General features: G+C 69.5%; 19 protein-coding genes. 10 read left to right on the forward strand and 9 right to left on the reverse strand.

The window, feature by feature from the left end; translation table 11 throughout:
* The first annotated feature begins 63 nt into the window (after positions 1-63).
* The 5 genes from ABD798_RS29770 to ABD798_RS29790 all read left to right on the forward strand — a co-directional run bounded on the left by ABD798_RS29770 (position 64) and on the right by ABD798_RS29790 (position 3,742).
* The gene (locus ABD798_RS29770) at positions 64-786 is read left to right on the forward strand and encodes a class I SAM-dependent methyltransferase (RefSeq protein WP_344882055.1); all 723 of its coding nucleotides are present in this window, start codon (positions 64-66) and stop codon (positions 784-786) included.
* A 338-nt stretch (positions 787-1,124) separates the two neighbouring features.
* Positions 1,125-1,328, forward strand: a complete 204-nt coding sequence (locus tag ABD798_RS29775) for a hypothetical protein (RefSeq protein ID WP_344882058.1) — start codon at positions 1,125-1,127, stop codon at positions 1,326-1,328.
* A gap of 292 nt (positions 1,329-1,620) precedes the next feature.
* Complete coding sequence (locus ABD798_RS29780; RefSeq protein WP_344882061.1) at positions 1,621-1,935, forward strand: hypothetical protein; 315 nt, start codon at positions 1,621-1,623, stop codon at positions 1,933-1,935.
* 125 nt (positions 1,936-2,060) lie between these two features.
* Entirely contained in the window at positions 2,061-3,209 is a 1,149-nt protein-coding gene (locus ABD798_RS29785; RefSeq protein WP_344882063.1) for a VanZ family protein, read from the forward strand.
* Entirely contained in the window at positions 3,206-3,742 is a 537-nt protein-coding gene (locus ABD798_RS29790) for a YbhB/YbcL family Raf kinase inhibitor-like protein (RefSeq protein WP_344882066.1), read from the forward strand. Before ABD798_RS29785 ends, ABD798_RS29790 begins: the two co-directional genes overlap by 4 nt.
* Here the strand turns inward: ABD798_RS29790 and ABD798_RS29795 are convergent.
* Entirely contained in the window at positions 3,720-4,619 is a 900-nt protein-coding gene (locus tag ABD798_RS29795) for an SAM-dependent methyltransferase (protein ID WP_344882069.1), read from the reverse strand. The two genes, ABD798_RS29790 and ABD798_RS29795, sit on opposite strands and share 23 nt — an antisense overlap.
* A gap of 96 nt (positions 4,620-4,715) precedes the next feature.
* Here ABD798_RS29795 and ABD798_RS29800 point away from each other — a divergent pair, with 96 nt between their 5' ends.
* Entirely contained in the window at positions 4,716-5,324 is a 609-nt protein-coding gene (locus ABD798_RS29800) for a TetR/AcrR family transcriptional regulator (protein ID WP_344882072.1), read from the forward strand.
* On the opposite strand, the gene ABD798_RS29805 is transcribed toward ABD798_RS29800, so the two are convergent.
* On the reverse strand, positions 5,314-6,096 hold the full coding sequence (locus ABD798_RS29805) for a polysaccharide deacetylase family protein (RefSeq protein ID WP_344882075.1): 783 nt from the start codon (positions 6,094-6,096) through the stop codon (positions 5,314-5,316). The two genes, ABD798_RS29800 and ABD798_RS29805, sit on opposite strands and share 11 nt — an antisense overlap.
* A gap of 129 nt (positions 6,097-6,225) precedes the next feature.
* Between ABD798_RS29805 and ABD798_RS29810 the strand changes: the two genes are divergently transcribed.
* Positions 6,226-7,602: a mycothione reductase gene (locus ABD798_RS29810; protein ID WP_344882078.1), complete on the forward strand. Its 1,377-nt coding sequence runs from the start codon at positions 6,226-6,228 to the stop codon at positions 7,600-7,602.
* A gap of 261 nt (positions 7,603-7,863) precedes the next feature.
* Here the strand turns inward: ABD798_RS29810 and ABD798_RS29815 are convergent, their stop codons facing one another.
* Positions 7,864-9,084: a CynX/NimT family MFS transporter gene (locus ABD798_RS29815; RefSeq protein ID WP_344882081.1), complete on the reverse strand. Its 1,221-nt coding sequence runs from the start codon at positions 9,082-9,084 to the stop codon at positions 7,864-7,866.
* A 48-nt stretch (positions 9,085-9,132) separates the two neighbouring features.
* Between ABD798_RS29815 and ABD798_RS29820 the strand changes: the two genes are divergently transcribed.
* Positions 9,133-9,828 (forward strand): FadR/GntR family transcriptional regulator, encoded by a 696-nt coding sequence (locus ABD798_RS29820; RefSeq protein WP_344882084.1) that lies wholly within the window; start codon positions 9,133-9,135, stop codon positions 9,826-9,828.
* Here the strand turns inward: ABD798_RS29820 and ABD798_RS29825 are convergent.
* A complete protein-coding gene (locus ABD798_RS29825; RefSeq protein ID WP_344882087.1) occupies positions 9,817-10,260 on the reverse strand; it encodes a MarR family winged helix-turn-helix transcriptional regulator in 444 nt (147 codons plus the stop codon). The genes ABD798_RS29820 and ABD798_RS29825 overlap by 12 nt on opposite strands.
* An 83-nt stretch (positions 10,261-10,343) precedes the next feature.
* Between ABD798_RS29825 and asnB the strand changes: the two genes are divergently transcribed.
* Positions 10,344-12,167, forward strand: coding sequence for an asparagine synthase (glutamine-hydrolyzing) (gene asnB / locus ABD798_RS29830; protein WP_344882090.1), 1,824 nt, complete (start codon positions 10,344-10,346; stop codon positions 12,165-12,167).
* A gap of 39 nt (positions 12,168-12,206) precedes the next feature.
* Complete coding sequence (locus ABD798_RS29835) at positions 12,207-12,530, forward strand: chorismate mutase (RefSeq protein ID WP_344882093.1); 324 nt, start codon at positions 12,207-12,209, stop codon at positions 12,528-12,530.
* Here ABD798_RS29835 and ABD798_RS29840 read toward each other — a convergent pair whose 3' ends face one another.
* The 5 genes from ABD798_RS29840 to ABD798_RS29860 are packed head-to-tail and all read right to left on the reverse strand — an operon-like array spanning position 12,531 to position 16,053.
* Positions 12,531-14,054: a cobyric acid synthase gene (locus tag ABD798_RS29840; protein ID WP_344883642.1), complete on the reverse strand. Its 1,524-nt coding sequence runs from the start codon at positions 14,052-14,054 to the stop codon at positions 12,531-12,533.
* A complete protein-coding gene (locus tag ABD798_RS29845; RefSeq protein WP_344882096.1) occupies positions 14,051-14,509 on the reverse strand; it encodes a GNAT family N-acetyltransferase in 459 nt (152 codons plus the stop codon). The genes ABD798_RS29840 and ABD798_RS29845 overlap by 4 nt, the downstream gene beginning before the upstream one ends.
* Positions 14,506-15,363, reverse strand: coding sequence for a type I methionyl aminopeptidase (gene map, locus ABD798_RS29850; RefSeq protein ID WP_344882098.1), 858 nt, complete (start codon positions 15,361-15,363; stop codon positions 14,506-14,508). Before map ends, ABD798_RS29845 begins: the two co-directional genes overlap by 4 nt.
* A 10-nt stretch (positions 15,364-15,373) precedes the next feature.
* Positions 15,374-15,769 (reverse strand): type II toxin-antitoxin system VapC family toxin, encoded by a 396-nt coding sequence (locus ABD798_RS29855; protein WP_344882101.1) that lies wholly within the window; start codon positions 15,767-15,769, stop codon positions 15,374-15,376.
* A complete protein-coding gene (locus tag ABD798_RS29860) occupies positions 15,766-16,053 on the reverse strand; it encodes a type II toxin-antitoxin system Phd/YefM family antitoxin (protein ID WP_344882103.1) in 288 nt (95 codons plus the stop codon). Before ABD798_RS29860 ends, ABD798_RS29855 begins: the two co-directional genes overlap by 4 nt.
* Positions 16,054-16,062: the final 9 nt, after the last annotated feature.

Consider the following 16,062-nt stretch of genomic DNA (forward strand, 5'->3'; position numbering starts at 1 on the left):
TCGTTTCCTTTCGCGAGAGCCGGATTATTCTGTGCCCCTGGAAACGGGTGGCAGGAGTCCGACATGGCTGGAGTATCGGTGCGACGGGCGGCTTCCTACGGAATCGACGCCCCGATCGTTCTCGCGGGTTTCGGCTTCGGAGTGCTCACCTGCCTGCTGACGGCGACCGTCACCGACGGCCCGGTTCCCCTCGTGGGAGCCGGGCTGTTGGCGTTGTGCGCGCTGGTGCACCTGCACACCACCGTGCGCGGCAAGTTCGCCGTCTGGGAGGAGCTGCTCGACGAGCTCCGGCCGCGCGGCGACGAGGACGTGCTGGACCTCGGCTGCGGCCGGGGCTCCGTGCTGCTCGCCGCGGCGAGGCGCCTCGACGTCGGCGGCACGGCCGTGGGCGTCGACCCGTGGCGCAGCCTCGACCAGGCGGGCCACGACATCGGCGCCACCAAGGAGAACGCCCTCGCGGAGGGGGTCGCCGACCGCGTCCAGCTGCGCACCGGCGAGCTGGCTCGACTGCCGCTGCTCGACGACTCCTTCGACCTCGTGCTGAGCGGTGTCGCGATCACCACCGTCGCCGGGGCCGACGCGCGGGCGCTGGCGATCCGCGAGGCGGTCCGCGTTCTGCGCCCCGGCGGGCGGATCGTGCTCGCCGAGGTCGGGCACACGCGCCAGTACGCGGCAGCGCTCACCGAACTGGGGATGACGCAGGTGCGCAGGCGCGGTCTCGGCTGGCGGATGTGGTGGAGCGGGCCGTGGGCCCCGACCACGCTGGTCACCGCGCGAAAGCCCTGAAAACCTCCCGTTCAGGTGATAACGGGACAATCACGGGCGTACTCACACCGCCTGATTCGGGTCATACGTCGGGGTGGCACATCAGTCGCTCTCAGTTCATGGGATTCCGGGAAACGGGTGAAACAGCGAATTGGGGCTGCCGGGATCCGGAATCGGGTGTTGCACTGGTGACGGGCCCACCACTCCAGATATTTGCCTGAGTCGAGGGGAAGCACCAAACCATGCGAACCATCACGAAGCGCGTAGTGACCCTGGCCGCGACCGCGGCCCTTTCCGCAGGCCTCGCACTCACGGGCCTACCGGCCTCGGCAGCGCCGGCGGGCCCCTCGGGTCCCTCGATGTCCACGCAGGTGGACGAGGAGAACGGCGAAGGCGAGGTCGAGTCGGTCGCGGAGGGCTACGCGACGGTCAAGCTCAAGACCGGTGTGCGGGTCAAGCTGCGCCTGGCCGCCTGCATCGTCATCGGCGGCCCGCTCATCGAGGGCGTGCACGTGCGGCTCGGCGTCAACCTCCTCGGCATCAGAATTCTGGTGGTCCTCTAGAGATGTGAACGTCCCCGCGAAGGGGGTGGCCGGTTTTCCGGCCACCCCCTTTGTTGTGCCGCCGTGTCCCCGTCGAGACAACCACCCCACTCAGTGAACGCGAGAAGTTTTCTAACGATTTGCTCGATTCCCACGTCGTGCTGGCGCGAGTAATCCGACCGGGCACATCGCAGATCACGCTCCGAATTGCTGTCGCCCGGTTCGAGTGAATCGCTGCCCGCCCACTTCCCATCTGTCGAGCGAGGAGTTGACTGAAGGTCAGTTAGGCATTCACCGGGAGGGGTGCGATTCCATGCGTACTTTCACCAAGCGGGCCCTCGGCGCCGTCGTGGCCACCGCGGTCGGCACGGCACTGCTGCTCGGCGCGGCTCCGGCGGCGTCGGCGGGCACGACCCACGCGAAGGCCGGGGCCTCGGTACAGGCGGCGGCCAAGGTCGAGGGCACTGTCACCGCCGTCGTCGGCGGCTACGTGACGATCAAGCCGAAGGTCGGCGCGGCGGTCAAGGTGCGGCTGGCGGGCTGCATCGTGATCGGCAAGATCCGGGTCGGCGTGCACGTGCGGCTGAGCGTGAACCTGCTCGGCATCCGCGTCCTCGTCGTTCTCTGACGCTCTCCCGACGGGCGGCCGGTGCGACCGGCCGCCCGTCTCACACGTCCGGGTGGAGCACCCGGAATTCATGATCATTTTTCGCGATACTGGCAGGAGGTGCGGGGCGGCAGGGGGAACGGTTGGTGAGCGGCACGACCCTGTCGGCCGTCGTCGCGGTGCTCGGGGGATTCGGGTTGGCGGCCGTGCTGGTCGTGCCCTACATCGCCTGGAGCTACCACCGGCGGGGCGAGCTGGGCCTCGGGCACGCGGTGCTCGGACTGGCCTTCCTGATCTACTCCTTCGCCCTCGTCACCTACACGCTCCTACCGCTGCCCGAGATCGACACGGCGTACTGCGTGCGGCACGCGGCGGTCACCAGGCCGGTGCTCGCGCCGCTGCGTTTCGTCTCCGACATGGGCAAGTACGACACCGCGGGCATCCGCGCGCTGCTGCGCAATCCCGCGTTGCGCCAGGTGCTGTTCAACGTGGCGCTGTTCGTCCCGCTCGGCATGTTCCTGCGCCACCTGTTCCGCTGCGGCCTGCCGCTGACGCTGCTCACCGGGCTGCTGATCTCGCTCACCGTGGAGAGCACCCAGCTGACCGGCGTGTGGTTCCTCTTCCAATGCCCGTACCGCCTCTTCGACACCGGGGACCTGCTCTCCAACTCTCTCGGAGCGGCCGTCGGCTTCCTGCTCGCTCCCGTGCTCAACCTCGTTCCAGGACAACGGGTTCGCGTCCCCGTCGGCGTACCCCGGCCCGTGACGCGGCGGCGGCGCCTGCTCGGCATCGCGCTCGACCTGCTCGCCGTGTGGGTCGCGGGCAACGGCCTGCTGTTCGGCGCGAAGCTCGCGAACTGGGCGCTGCACGGCGAAGTCCCGCGCGAGGGCGTGTGGAACCCTTTGCTCACCTCGGTTCTGGCGTACTGGCTGCCCGCCGTGCTGCTGTTGCTGGTGATCCCCTTGCTGGGCAACGGCGGCACCATCGGCCAGCGCATCGTGCTCCTGCGCCCCGCCGACCGACTCGGCCAGGTCCCCCGCTGGCCGCGCGCCGCGCTGAGGTTCCTGACCGGCTCCGGTGGGTACTACGTGCTCGTCGGGGCGGTTCCCGACGCGGCGGTGTCGTTGGTGTGCGCCAGTTTCGGCTTCCTCGTGCACACCACGGGCGGTCGCGGGCTGAGCGGGGTGGTCGCCGGGCTGACGGTGATCGACTCCCGGGTGGACCGCTACGGCACTAGGGTTGCCCCCGATCGCAAGTACCGGTTCGAACACCTTCCCGCGGAGGAACACCGATGAGCCTCGACCGTCCCGTCGCCCCCGATCCGTACGCGCTGCTGCCCGAGGTCGCGTCGTTCACGGTCACCTCGGACGACATCGCGGACGGTCAGCCGCTGTCCGCCAAGCACGTGTTCAACGGCATGGGCGCGAGCGGCGAGAACCTCTCCCCCGCCCTGTCCTGGTCCGGTTTCCCCGCCGAGACCAAGAGCTTCGTCGTCACCTGCTTCGACCCCGACGCCCCCACGCCGTCCGGCTTCTGGCACTGGGTGCTCGTCGACGTCCCCGCCTCCGTGACCTCGCTCCCCACCGGCGCGGGTTCCGGCTCCCTGCCCGAGGGCGCCTTCCAGACGCCCACCGACTTCGGCACCCCCGGCTACGGCGGCGCCGCTCCGCCGCAGGGCGACCGCGCGCACCGCTACTACTTCGTGGTGCACGCCGTCGACGTCGAGTCCCTCGGCGTGGACAAGGACGCCACCGCCGCCGTCGTCAGCTTCAACCTCGCCTTCCACACCCTGGCGCGCGCCATCATCACCCCCACCTACGCCCACTGACACCCGGGTTCGTGCTCGCCAGTTCTCCGACGGCGAGCCATGTTCGGGCGACCTCGTGCTGACCTCCCGCGAGGTCCTCGGGAATCTCGCGGCCGTACCGCGCGGCCTCGTTCCTGAGATCGCGGACGTCCGGCTCCCAGCCGTGCCCGGACAACCACGTGCCCACGTGCTCGGGGCCTCCCTGCCAGAGTTCGAGCAGCTCCGGCGAGACCTCCTCCCGTGCCGCCGCGAAAGCCGGTGAGTCGGTGATGTGGTCGACGACGACAGCGCTGGCCGGGGACGAGAGCAGGGTGATCTCGGTGAGGAGATCCTCTGCGGCGGTGGCGGGCAACGCGTACAGCAGCCCCTCGCAGACCCAGAGCGTCCGGACCGTCGGATCGAATCCGGCGGCCACCAGCGAGCGCGGCCAGTCCTCCCGCAGGTCGGCGGCGACCGACGTCCGGTGACCGCCGGAGGCCGCGAGCCTTGAGAGAACGGCGTCCCGGAACGCGAGCACTTCCGGCAGGTCCAGGTCGAAGACGTGCACGCCCTCCGGCCAGTTCAGGCGGTACGAACGGGTGTCCATCCCGCAGCCGAGGACGACGACCTGGGCTGCCCCGTCCGCGACCGCGCGGGCGATCGTGTCGTCGATGAACCGGGTCCGGACCGCGACCTGGTCGCGCATCAGCCGGAAGAAGCGCGGCTCTGCCGCTCCCCTGTCCGCGGTCCACTCCGAGCCCGCCGGCACCGCGGCCTCCAGGATTCGCTCGGCGTAGGGATCTATCGCCAAGGGGCGAGCGCGGTTGCTCTCGATCGCCCGCAGGCGCGTCACGCCGAGCGCCGTCGCCCCCACTCCACGCGGGACGGCGTCCCCCGTCGCACTCGTCTCGTCGGTCACCACGACGCCTCCAAACAGAATGATTGTTCTCTATCGTTCTAGCAGATACTATGAGTCACCACAAAGAGAATTGCTCTTCTTTTTTGGGGGACGTGGATGCCAGCCGTGTCAGAGCACTACCGCACTGCGCGGCGCAGGGAGATCACCGAGGCCGCCCGGCGCTGCTTCGCCCGCAAGGGGTTCGCCGGAACGTCGATGTCAGACGTGTTCGCCGAGTCAGGACTGTCGGCTGGAGCCGTGTACGGCTACTTCACCAGCAAGGACCAGCTCATCTCCGCGATCATCGACGAGGTGCTCGCCGAGGTGGGGCGCTCGCTGGCACCGGCGCGGGAGGACGGCAACCTCGAACCGCTGCCGCAGGTGCTCGGGCGCTTCCTGCACGCACTGCGATCCTCGCTGGCCGACGACGTCCCGGGACTCGCTGTGCAGGTCTGGGCAGAAGCGCAGCGTGACCACACCCTGCGCGGACGACTGGCCGATGATCACCGGAGGGTCCGCGAGCACTTCGCCCGCCTGCTCGAGCTCCACGTCGAACGCGGAACCGTCCCCGACGGGGCGCCGGTCGCGGAGATGGCGGAGATCCTCGCCGCGCTCGGGCCGGCCTTTCTCGTCCAGGACGCCTTGCTCGGTGATCTCGATCCCGACAGGCTCACGACCGGCTTCGCCGGCCTCCTGGCAGTGAACCCGGGGATCGCTACGGGGTGAGGAAGTCGGCCAGGGGGACGGGGGTCATCCCATCTTCCTTGATCTTGGCGAGCAGGGCGGTGTAGTCCTCGACGAAGGTCTTGCGGAAGTGCATGAGGACGATGTCCCCGGCCTTCAGCTTCGTGCCGGCCTGGAACTGCACGACGCCGTCGTTGACGGTCTCGGTCCACAGCACGAGCGCTTTGATGCCGCAGTCGGCGGCGGCCTTGCGCGTGGTGTCGTCGTAGTTGCCGTAGGGCGGGCGGAAGAGCACGGGGCGCTTGCCGTACTCGCGCTGGTAGGCGTCGGAGGTACCGCAGATCTCCTTGTGCTGCACGTCGTAGGGCTTGCCGCGCAGGTTGGGGTGGCTCAGCGTGTGGTTCTCGATCGTCGCGCCCGCCTGGTCGCGGAGGTCCTTGAAGTAGCCGCGGTGGCCCTCTACGTAGCGGTCGGTGAGGAACAGCGTGGGGTGGGTCTTGCTGCGCCGCATGAGGTCCAGGGCGGCGGGGTGCGGGACCTGGCCGTCGTCGATGGTGATGAAGACGTAGGGCTTGTCGGTGTGGACGCGCTTCACGACGGGGGCGAGGCCGTGCTCCAGCGGCGGGATCTTGGCCTGCGAGGTGCCGAAGGCGTAGGGCGCGTCGAAGGACGGGACGGGCGGTCCGGTCGGCGTCGGCGGCGGGGGCGGCGGTGCCGGGGCGGGCGGAGGGGGCGGCGGCGCACCGCAGGCGGCTATGAACGCCAGCGCCAGAACGCTCGCCACCAGCACCCGACGGGAAGACAAGAGCCGCATGAATCCGTTGTACTCGGCGGAAGAGCTTGACTGCGGGGTTGCCGTGACAAGTGCCACGAACCTTCCGGACACTTGGGACGGACAGGGCGCGGGTACGGTCGGGCTCGACGGATCTCGAAGGGACGCACCGTGCGGCATTTTGACCTGGTGATCATCGGCACCGGCTCGGGGAACTCGATCCTCGACGAGCGGTTCGACGACTGGAACGTGGCCATCGTCGAGAAGGGCGTCTTCGGCGGGACGTGCCTCAACGTCGGCTGCATCCCGACGAAGATGTTCGTGCACACCGCGAACGTGGCGAGCACCCCGGCGGCGGGCACGAAGCTCGGTGTCGACTCGGAGCTGCACGGCGTGCGCTGGCCCGAGATCCGCGACCGCGTGTTCGGCCGGATCGACCCGATCGCGGCGGGCGGCAAGCGCTACCGCGTCGAGGACTGCCCGAACGTCACGGTCTTCACCGGTGAGGCGAAGTTCGTCGGCCCCAAGCAGCTCGACACCGGCACGGGCGAAGTCATCACCGCGGACCGCTTCGTGCTCGCGGCGGGCAGCAGGCCGGTCGTCCCGGAGATCCCCGGCATCGTGGAGACCGGCTTCCACACCAACGACACCGTGATGCGGCTGGACGAGCTGCCCCGACGGATGATCGTGCTCGGCAGCGGCTTCGTCGCGACCGAGTTCGCGCACGTGTTCTCCTCCTTCGGCGTGGACGTCACGCTGATCGCGCGCTCCGGCGCGGTTCTGCGCGCCGAGGACGAAGAGGTCTCCGCGCGCTTCACCGAGCTGGCCGCGCAGCGGTGGGACCTCCGCCTGAACCGCGAGACCGTCCGCGCGGAGCGGGTCGACGGCGTGGTGCGGCTGCACCTCAACGGCCCCAACGGTGCTGAGGTCGTGGAGGCCGAGGAACTGCTCGTCGCGGTCGGGCGCACGCCGAACTCCGACACTCTCGACGTCGCCGCGACCGGGGTGGCGACGCACCTGGACGGCCGCGTAGTGGTGGACGAGTTCCAGCGCACGGGGGTCGACGGGATCTGGGCGCTCGGCGACATCTCTTCGCCGTTCCAGTTGAAGCACGTGGCCAATCACGAGTCCCGCGTTGTGCAGCACAACCTCTTGCAGCCGGAGAAGCTGCTCGCCTCCGACCACCGCTTCGTGCCGCACGCGGTGTTCTCCTCGCCGACCATCGCCGCCGTCGGTCTGACCGAGCAGGAGGCGCGCGCGTCCGGGGTGAACTACGTGACGGCAGTGCAGGAGTACGCGGGCATCGCCTACGGCTGGGCGATGGAGGACACCACCGGCTTCTGCAAGCTGATCGCCGACCCCGAAACCGGCAGGCTGCTCGGCGCGCACATCATCGGCCCGGAGGCGGGAACGCTGATCCAGCCGTTGATCCAGGCCATGCACTTCGGCCAAACCGCGCGGACCATCGCCACCGGCCAGTACTGGATCCACCCCACGATGCCCGAGCTGGTGGAGAACGCCCTCCTCAAGCTCCCCGTGAAGCACTAGCCACCCGCCGCGCGCGTCAACTCGACCCAGTTGGCGCGCACGGCGGTGCTAGACCCTGTCCTGTGAGTCATCAGGTTCGCCGGTCTTCAAGACCACCCAACCCCCACCCCCACCGTCTCCAACGACAGCAAACCCCGCAACACCGCAGGGTTTGCGGCGGTTAACGATGATCAGCAGCGGGGTTTGGTGGTCTTGAAGACACCCCAACCCCCAGCGACACCGTGACCGGGAGGCACAGCGCAACCACTTGCAGGACAAGCCCTAGACGTAGCGGGGGCGGCCGGCGATGTGGCCGAGGAGGATCTGGGCGGCGAGGACCACGAGGATCAGCACGAGGGACGCGGTCCAGGTGCCGGTGAGGCCGTGCAGGAGGCCGACCGCGAACGGGCCGACGGCGGCGATGAGGTAGCCGAGGCTCTGCGCCATCGCGGACAGCCGCGCGGTGTCCTGGCCGGTGCGCGCCCGCAACGTGATCAGCGTGAGCGCCAACGGGAACACTCCCATGCCGATGCCGATCAGCAAGATCCACAAACCCGTCGCCGCGGTCGGCCAGAGCAGCAGTCCGGCGAACCCGACGAAGCCGGTGAAGGCCATGGACATCGCCCACGCGGACTGGGAACGCGCACGCGCGGCCAGCGGCGGAACGATCATCGAGACCGGCACGCCGAGGACCATCACGATGGCCAGCAACTGCCCGGCCGTGGTCGACGAAGCGCCTGCGGTGTCGCGCAGGATCTCCGGCAGCCAGCCCATGACCGTGTAGGCCACCAGCGACTGGAAACCGAAGAAGACCGTGACGGCCCAAGCCAACGGGCTGCGCAGGAGCGACCGGCGGGGCGTCGGGTCCGCCACGACGGCCTCCGACGGCGAAGGGCCGCGACCGGCGAGCGTCCAGGTGGCGAACGCGAGGATGCCGAGCAGCGCCCACATGGCGACCGCGCCGCGCCAGCCGCCGACCAGCTCCTCCAGCGGAGCGGTGAACGCCGCGGCGACCGCGCCACCGGCGGACAGCGCCGCGCTGTAGGCGCCGGTGACCGCACCGACCTTGCTGGCGGGGAAGGAGTCCTTGACCACCACGGGGATCAGGACGTTGCAGACGGCGATCGCCGCGCAGGCCAGGAACGTGCCCGCGACCAGCACGAACGGCCCGTCGACCACGCGCAGCGCCAGGCCGACGGTGATCAGCGCGAGCGCTCCGCCGATCACCGCGCGAGCGCCGTAGCGGCGGCTGAACCACGGGGCGAGCATGCCGACGAGGCCGAAGCACAGCGTCGGGATCGCGGTGACGGCACTGGTCCATGCGGCGGAAACGCCGAGCGTGTCCCGCACCTCGGAGAGCACCGCCGCCAGACTGGTCACGGCGGGACGCAGGTTCGCCGCCGCCAGCACCACGCCCACGACCAGAGCCAGTCCGCCGGCCACGCTCGCGGCGGGCGCGGATCGGGTGCTGGCAGGCTGGTCGAGCTGAGGCGAGAGCGTCACGCGAACGAGTATGGCAAACATGGGATGTTCGGATGAAAGGATGAGCCTGTGCCGTTGGCCACTACCCGGCGCGCCGGTCTGGTCGAGCAGGTCATCGAGCAGATGCGCGCGCTGGTCACCTCGGGAGAGTGGCCGGTCGGCCGGCGCATCCCGCCCGAGCCGGAGCTGGTGACCGCGCTCGGCGTCGGCCGCAACACCGTGCGCGAGGCCGTTCGCGCGCTCGCGCACGCCGGGCTGCTGGAGGTCCGGCAGGGCGACGGCACCTTCGTCCGCGCGACGAGCGAGCTCTCCGGCGCGGTCCGCAGGCTGTGCGGCTCGGAGCTGCGCGACGTGCTGGAGGTGCGCCGAGCACTGGAGGTCGAGGGCGCGCGCCAAGCCGCGACCCGGCGCAGCGCCGAGGACCTCGCCGAGCTGGAGCGCATCCTCGCCGAGCGCGACACCGCGCTGGCGGCGGGCGACTTCGACCTGATGGTGCAGCTCGACACCGACTTCCACCTGTTCCTGGTGGAGTGCTCGCACAACAACGTGCTGACCGAGCTGTACCGCGGCTTCACCGAGGCGGTGCGCTCCAGCGTCGCGGCGACCGTGGACACCAGCCTGCGCACCGAGGAACACGTCTCGCACACGGAACTGCTCGACGCCGTGCGCGAACAGGACCCAGAAAAAGCAGTCAGGGAAGCGGGCGGCTTCCTGGAAGAACTGTTGTCAAACCTCCCAGGAAAAGACAAAAAGTCACAAAGTTGACTCCAGTCCGGAATTCAGCCGGGCCATCAAAGTCGCGAGGACGCGCTGATCCTCCTCGTCCCAGTCGGCCAGCGCCGCGCGCAGCCACGCCGCGCGCTCGGCCTGCACGTCGGCCAGCAGCCGCATCCCGGCGGCGGTGGCGCAGAGCGGGATCGACCGCGCGTCCGGCGGGTTCTCCACCGGCTTGACCAAGCCCGCTGCCTGGAGTTTTGCCACATGCCTGCTCGCGGTGGACTTGTCGACGGCGAACCGCTTCGCCAGGTCGGCGACCCGGCTCTCGCCCTGGAGCGCGACCGCGGCGAGGTACGGGTAGGTGATGTGGTCGAGGCCCTGGTAGCCCCGCGACCAGCTCCGCCAGACCGCCTTGCGCGCGAACAGCGTCAGCTGCTGCTCCAGCTCGGTCATTCCTGAGCTGTTTGTCCGCTCTGTCACATACGCACCATACCTCCCGACTGTTGCGCCGCGCAACTGTAAGTCGTAACGTGGTCGTTATCCACGAGAAAAGGGGATCTGCGATGTGCGGAATCACGGGATGGGTGGCTTATCGGCACGATCTGACGACCGAGCGGGACGCGGTCGCCGCCATGACCGAGACGATGGTCTGCCGAGGCCCCGACGCCGGCGGGAGCTGGTTCGCCCAGCACGCGGCGCTCGGCCACCGCAGGCTCTCGGTGATCGACATCGACGGCGGCGCGCAGCCGATGGTGGCCTCGCGCGACGGCGAGGTCGAAGCCGTCATCACCTACAGCGGCGAGGCGTACAACTTCAAGGAGCTGCGCGCGGAGCTCATCCGGCGCGGGCACGAGTTCTCCACCAGCAGCGACACCGAGGTCGTGCTGCGCTCCTACCTGGAGTGGGGCGCGGGCCTGGTCGACCGGCTCAACGGCATGTACGCCTTCGCCATCTGGGACCCGCGCAGCGAGGAACTGCTGCTCGTGCGGGACCGGCTCGGCATCAAGCCGCTGTACTACTACCCCACCGCGGACGGCGTGCTCTTCGGCTCCGAGCCCAAGGCGATCCTGGCCAACCCGCTCGCCAAGGCCGTCATCGGCGCGGAAGGCCTCGCTGAGGCGCTGTCCTTCGTGAAGACGCCGGAGGTGGCGATCCTCGACGGCATGTACGAGGTCCGCCCCGGCAGCCTCGTGCGCGTCTCGCGGACCGGCTTGCAGAAGAGCACCTACTGGAAGCTTGAGGCGCGCGAGCACACCGACGACCTCGAAACGACGATCAGCACCGTGCGCGAGCTGCTGGACGACATCGTGGCCAGGCAGCTGATCTCCGACGTGCCGCTGTGCACGCTGCTCTCCGGCGGCCTGGACTCCAGCGCTCTCACCGCGCTCGCGGCGAAGTCCCTCGACGTGCCGGTGCGTTCCTTCTCCGTCGACTTCGCGGGCTACACCGAGAACTTCCAGGCCGACGAGTTCCGCCCGAGCCCGGACGCGCCCTTCGTCGCCGACGTGGCCGAGCACGTGGCGGCCGACCACACCAACATCGTGCTGAACAACGCCGACCTGCTCGACGACGGCGCGCGCAAGGCCGTGCTCCGCGCCCGCGATCTGCCGATCTCCATGGGCGACATGGACATCTCGCTCTACCTGCTCTTCCAGGAGATCAGGAAGCGCTCCACGGTCGCGCTCTCCGGCGAGTCGGCGGACGAGGTGTTCGGCGGCTACGCCTGGTTCCACAACGAGAAGGCCGTGAACGCGCCGACCTTCCCGTGGCTGGCCATGCACGTCATGGGCAACGGCGACCGGCCGGACTTCCTGCGCGAGGGCGTAGTCAGCAAGCTCGACATCGGCGGCTACGTCCAGCAGCGCTACGCGGAAGCGATCGCTGAGGCGCCGAAGCTGCCCGGCGAGTCCGGCAAGGAGGCGCGCATGCGGGAGGTCAGCTACCTGCACCTGACCCGCTTCGTGAACTCCCTGCTGGATCGCAAGGACCGGATGAGCATGGCCGTCGGCCTCGAAGTCCGCGTGCCGTTCTGCGATCACCGGCTCGTCGAGTACGTGTTCAACGCGCCGTGGGCGATGAAGACCTTCGACGGCAGGGAGAAGAGCCTGCTGCGCGCGGCAACGGCTGACGTGCTGCCGCAGTCGGTGGTGGACCGCGTGAAGAGCCCGTATCCGTCCACACAGGACACTGGATACGACGCCGCGTTGCACGAGCGGGTCAGCACCCTGTTGCACGCGGGGACCTCGCGGGCGTTCGAGCTGGTGGACCCGGACAAGACGCGGAGCCTGCTCGACCGGGGCTCCTCGATCGCGGCGCGGCGCCCGCTGGAGGTCATCCTGACGCTGGACGGCTGGCTGAGCGACTACGACGTGCGCGTCGAGCTGTGATCTACGGTTGCCCGTAGCCACGACTCAAGGAGGTCGGCGATGCGCGTTGTCCTTGCGCTGCTCGGAGTTCTCACGATGTCGGCGTGCGGGAGCACACCACCCCCTGCCCCGGCGGCTCCCTCGGACGTGATCTCCCAGCAGCGGACGCGCATCGACGACCTGGACCGGCAGATCGTCGAACTGCTGGGCCAGCGCAAGGAGGCATCGGAGGCGGTGCAGCGAGCTCGCACCTCGGCGGGCGGTGGCCGCGTTGACCCGTCGCGCGAGCAGGTGATCATCGACAAGTACCGCGCCAGGCTCGGCGACGGTGGGGAGAAGATCGCCAAGGCCGTTCTCGAAGCTTTCCGGGGCCCCAGCTCGTGATCAGGCTCCCGGCGGGAGCGTGCGCATCCCGCCGGGAGCACCGTGCTCCAGCAGGCGCATGACCGCGTCGGTGTCCAGGTTGTCCGCGACCAGGTCGCCGAGCAGGTCCAGCTGCGCCGCGCGCTGCTCGGCGAAGGACACCCCGCCAGCAACGGCGAACCCGTCCCTGCCGCTGCGTTCGGCCGCCCAGCGCAGGAACTCCGCACGGAAGGCGTCGTTCTCGAACAGCCCGTGCCAGTGCGTGCCGACGACGTTGTCCGTCAGCGCGCCCTCACTTTGCGCGTTCTCCAGCTGCACCAACGGCTTTTCGGCGGATCGCGTGACCTCGCCGTGGTGGATCTCGTAGCCGTTCACCGCTTCGCCGAACGCCGTTCCCGTTGGGCGCTCAAGGGTTTTGCGCTCGCGGAACTCGATGTCGAGGTCGAGCAGACCGAGTCCTTCGACCTCCCCCGCCGCCGACTCGACGCGGTCGGTGATCCGCACGCCCAGCATCTGGAAGCCGCCGCAGATCCCGGCGACGGGCAGCCCCTTCGCCGCGTGCCGCGCAACGGCCTCCGCCAAACCCGTGCGCCGCAACCACTCCAGGTCGTCCACTGTGGACTTCGAGCCGGGGAGCACGACGAGGTCCGCGTCCGCGATGCGGGACGGCTCGGTGACGAAGCGGACCGAGACGCCGGGCTCGCAGGCCAGCGCTTCGACGTCGGTGGCGTTGGAGATCCTGGGCAACCGCACCACCGCGACGCGCAGCCACTGCTCTCCGGCGGGCGGCGCGGGACGGCCGACAACGCCGTCCGCCGTGTAGGACAACGAGTCCTCCGCGTCCAGCCACAGCTCTTCGCGCCAGGGCAGCACGCCGAGCACGGGCCGCCCGGTCAGCTCGGAGATCTGGTCCAGCCCGGGTTCCAGCAACGCCGGGTCGCCGCGGAACTTGTTGATCACGAAGCCGCTGACCAGCGCCTGGTCGGCCGCGTCGAGGAGCGCGAGCGTGCCGAAGAGGTGCGCGAACACCCCGCCCCGGTCGATGTCGCCGACGACCAGCACCGGCAGCTCCGCCGCCCTGGCCAGGCCCATGTTCGCGATGTCGTTGGCGCGCAGGTTGATCTCGGTCGGTGACCCAGCGCCCTCGCAGACCACCGCCTCGTAGTCCCGCCGCAAACCGTCCAATGTGGACGCGACGACCTCGGCCAGCTCCAGCTTGCGCTGCCGGTAGGACATCGCGCTGACCTGGCCGAGTGCCTTGCCCAGCACGACGACCTGCGAGCTGCGATCGCTGCCCGGCTTGAGCAGCACCGGGTTGAACCGCACCGACGGCTCCAGTCCGGCGGCGGCGGCCTGCACCGCCTGCGCGCGCCCGATCTCGCCGCCGTCCGAGGTCACCACGGAGTTGTTGGACATGTTCTGCGCCTTGAAGGGCGCGACCCGCACGCCCTTCCTGGCCAGCCACCGGCACAGGCCCGCGACCACCACGCTCTTGCCCGCGTCGGAGGTGGTCCCCGCGACGAGCAGCGCTCCGCCCCGGCTCACCCGCCCAGCCGGTAGCGCACGCACGGCCCGAGCTTGGGGTTGTCGAAGGACTCGACCTCGGTGAAGCCGACCTTGCCCGCCACCCGCGCCGAGGCCGCGTTGTCCCGGTGGATGATCACCTCGACGCGTTCGGCACCCGCCGCCCGCGCCCGCGCGCACATCTCCAGCAACGCCGCGGTCGCGACGCCGCGCCCACGCGCCGAGGAGGCCACCCAGTACGAGGGCTCGGCCAGCCCGCCCTTCACGTCCACCGCCGCGTTGCCGAGCCGCTCGCCCGTCTCCGCGTCGACGATCAGCCAGGCCAGCGATTCCTCGGTCAGCTCGGCGATGCGCCCGCGCAGGAACTCGACGGTGAGATCGGGGCCGTCGGTGGTCCAGCGCAGGATCTCCGGGTCCTTGGCCTGCTCCACGTACCAGGCCGCGTCCGCCTCGGTCCAGCGCCTGAACGTGATCATGGCAGCGTCAGGATCTCGGAGCCGTCCTTCGTGACGACGATGGTGTGCTCGAACTGCGCGGTGCGCTTCTTGTCCTTGGTGGTGACCGTCCAGCCGTCGTCCCAGATGTCGTAGTCGATCGTGCCGAGCGTGATCATCGGCTCGATCGTGAAGGTCATCCCGGGCTCCAGCACGGTGTCCATCTTCGGCTCGTCGTAGTGCAGCACCACGAGCCCGCTGTGGAAGGAGCGGCCGATGCCGTGCCCGGTGAAGTCGCGGACCACGCCGTAGCCGAAGCGCTTCGCGTACGCCTCGATCACCCGGCCGATCACGTTGATCTGCCTGCCCGGCCTGACCGCCTTGATCGCGCGCATCGTGGCCTCGCGGGTCCGCTCCACCAGCAGCCGCGACTCCTCGTCGACCTCACCCGCGAGGAAGGTGCCGTTGGTGTCGCCGTGCACGCCGCCGATGAACGCGGTGACGTCCACGTTCACGATGTCGCCGTCGGAGATCACCGTGGAGTCCGGGATGCCGTGGCAGATGACCTCGTTCAGCGAGGTGCAGCAGGACTTCGGGAACTGCCGGTAGCCCAGCGTCGACGGGTAGGCCTTGTTGTCGCAGAGGAACTCGTGCACGACCGCGTCCACGTGGTCGGTGGTCACGCCGGGCGCGATGGCCTTGCCCGCTTCCTCCAACGCCTGCGCGGCGAGCTTGCCCGCGACGCGCATCGCCTCGATCACCTCGTCCGGCTGCACCCACGGATCGGTGTTGCGCTTCGGGGCGGGCTTGTCGACGTACTCGGGCCGCGCGATGTGCGAGGGCACGGGGCGGCGCGGGGACTGCTGACCTGGCTTCAAGGGGGCACTGACGGGCATGGGCCCCAGCCTACGACGCCCCGGGCGTCTCGACGTTCAGACCGACCACGCTCGCCGCGGCGATGAGCTGCTTGTCGTAGGAGACGAACGCCTTCAGCTCACTGCGCAGCCGGATCGCCGTCGCCAGGTGGATCGCGTCGAGGCTCTTGACCTGCAACGGCAGCGCGGCGGCCTCATCGAGCAGGGCGTAGGTCATCGGCATGGTCTCCAGCCCCGCGAGCACCGAGCGCGCCCTGGCCGAGGCATCGGCTCCGTACCTGCTGGCGGCGCGAACCACTTCGACCCGGATCAGCGAACTGCTGATGGACGTCTCATGCCTGACCTCGCTCACCCACTCCCGGAAGGCCGCGCTCTCCGGCTCCTGGAGGACCAGTTTGATCATGGCGGACGAATCGAAGTAGATCACCAACGCTCCTCGTCCCGCATCTGCTGCAGGATCTCCGACAACAACGGCTTTCCAGGGTCGGCGGGGAGCGGTGGTTCGAACCACGCGTCCTTGTTGCCGTCAGCTGGAAGTAGCTCGCCGTTGGCGATCAACTGCTCGCGCAGGGACGGCTTCGGCGGTGGCGCCAGCATCGCCACTGGAACACCGTGCTCGGTGATCACCAGCGTCTCGCCGGCGGCGGCCCGCTTCAGGTACTTGCTCGCGTTCTGCCGCAACTCGCGTACGCCAATGGTCTCCGCACTCATGTGCTACAT

Origin of the sequence: Allokutzneria multivorans, from assembly GCF_039537405.1 — a bacterium.
Taxonomy (GTDB): domain Bacteria; phylum Actinomycetota; class Actinomycetes; order Mycobacteriales; family Pseudonocardiaceae; genus Allokutzneria; species Allokutzneria multivorans.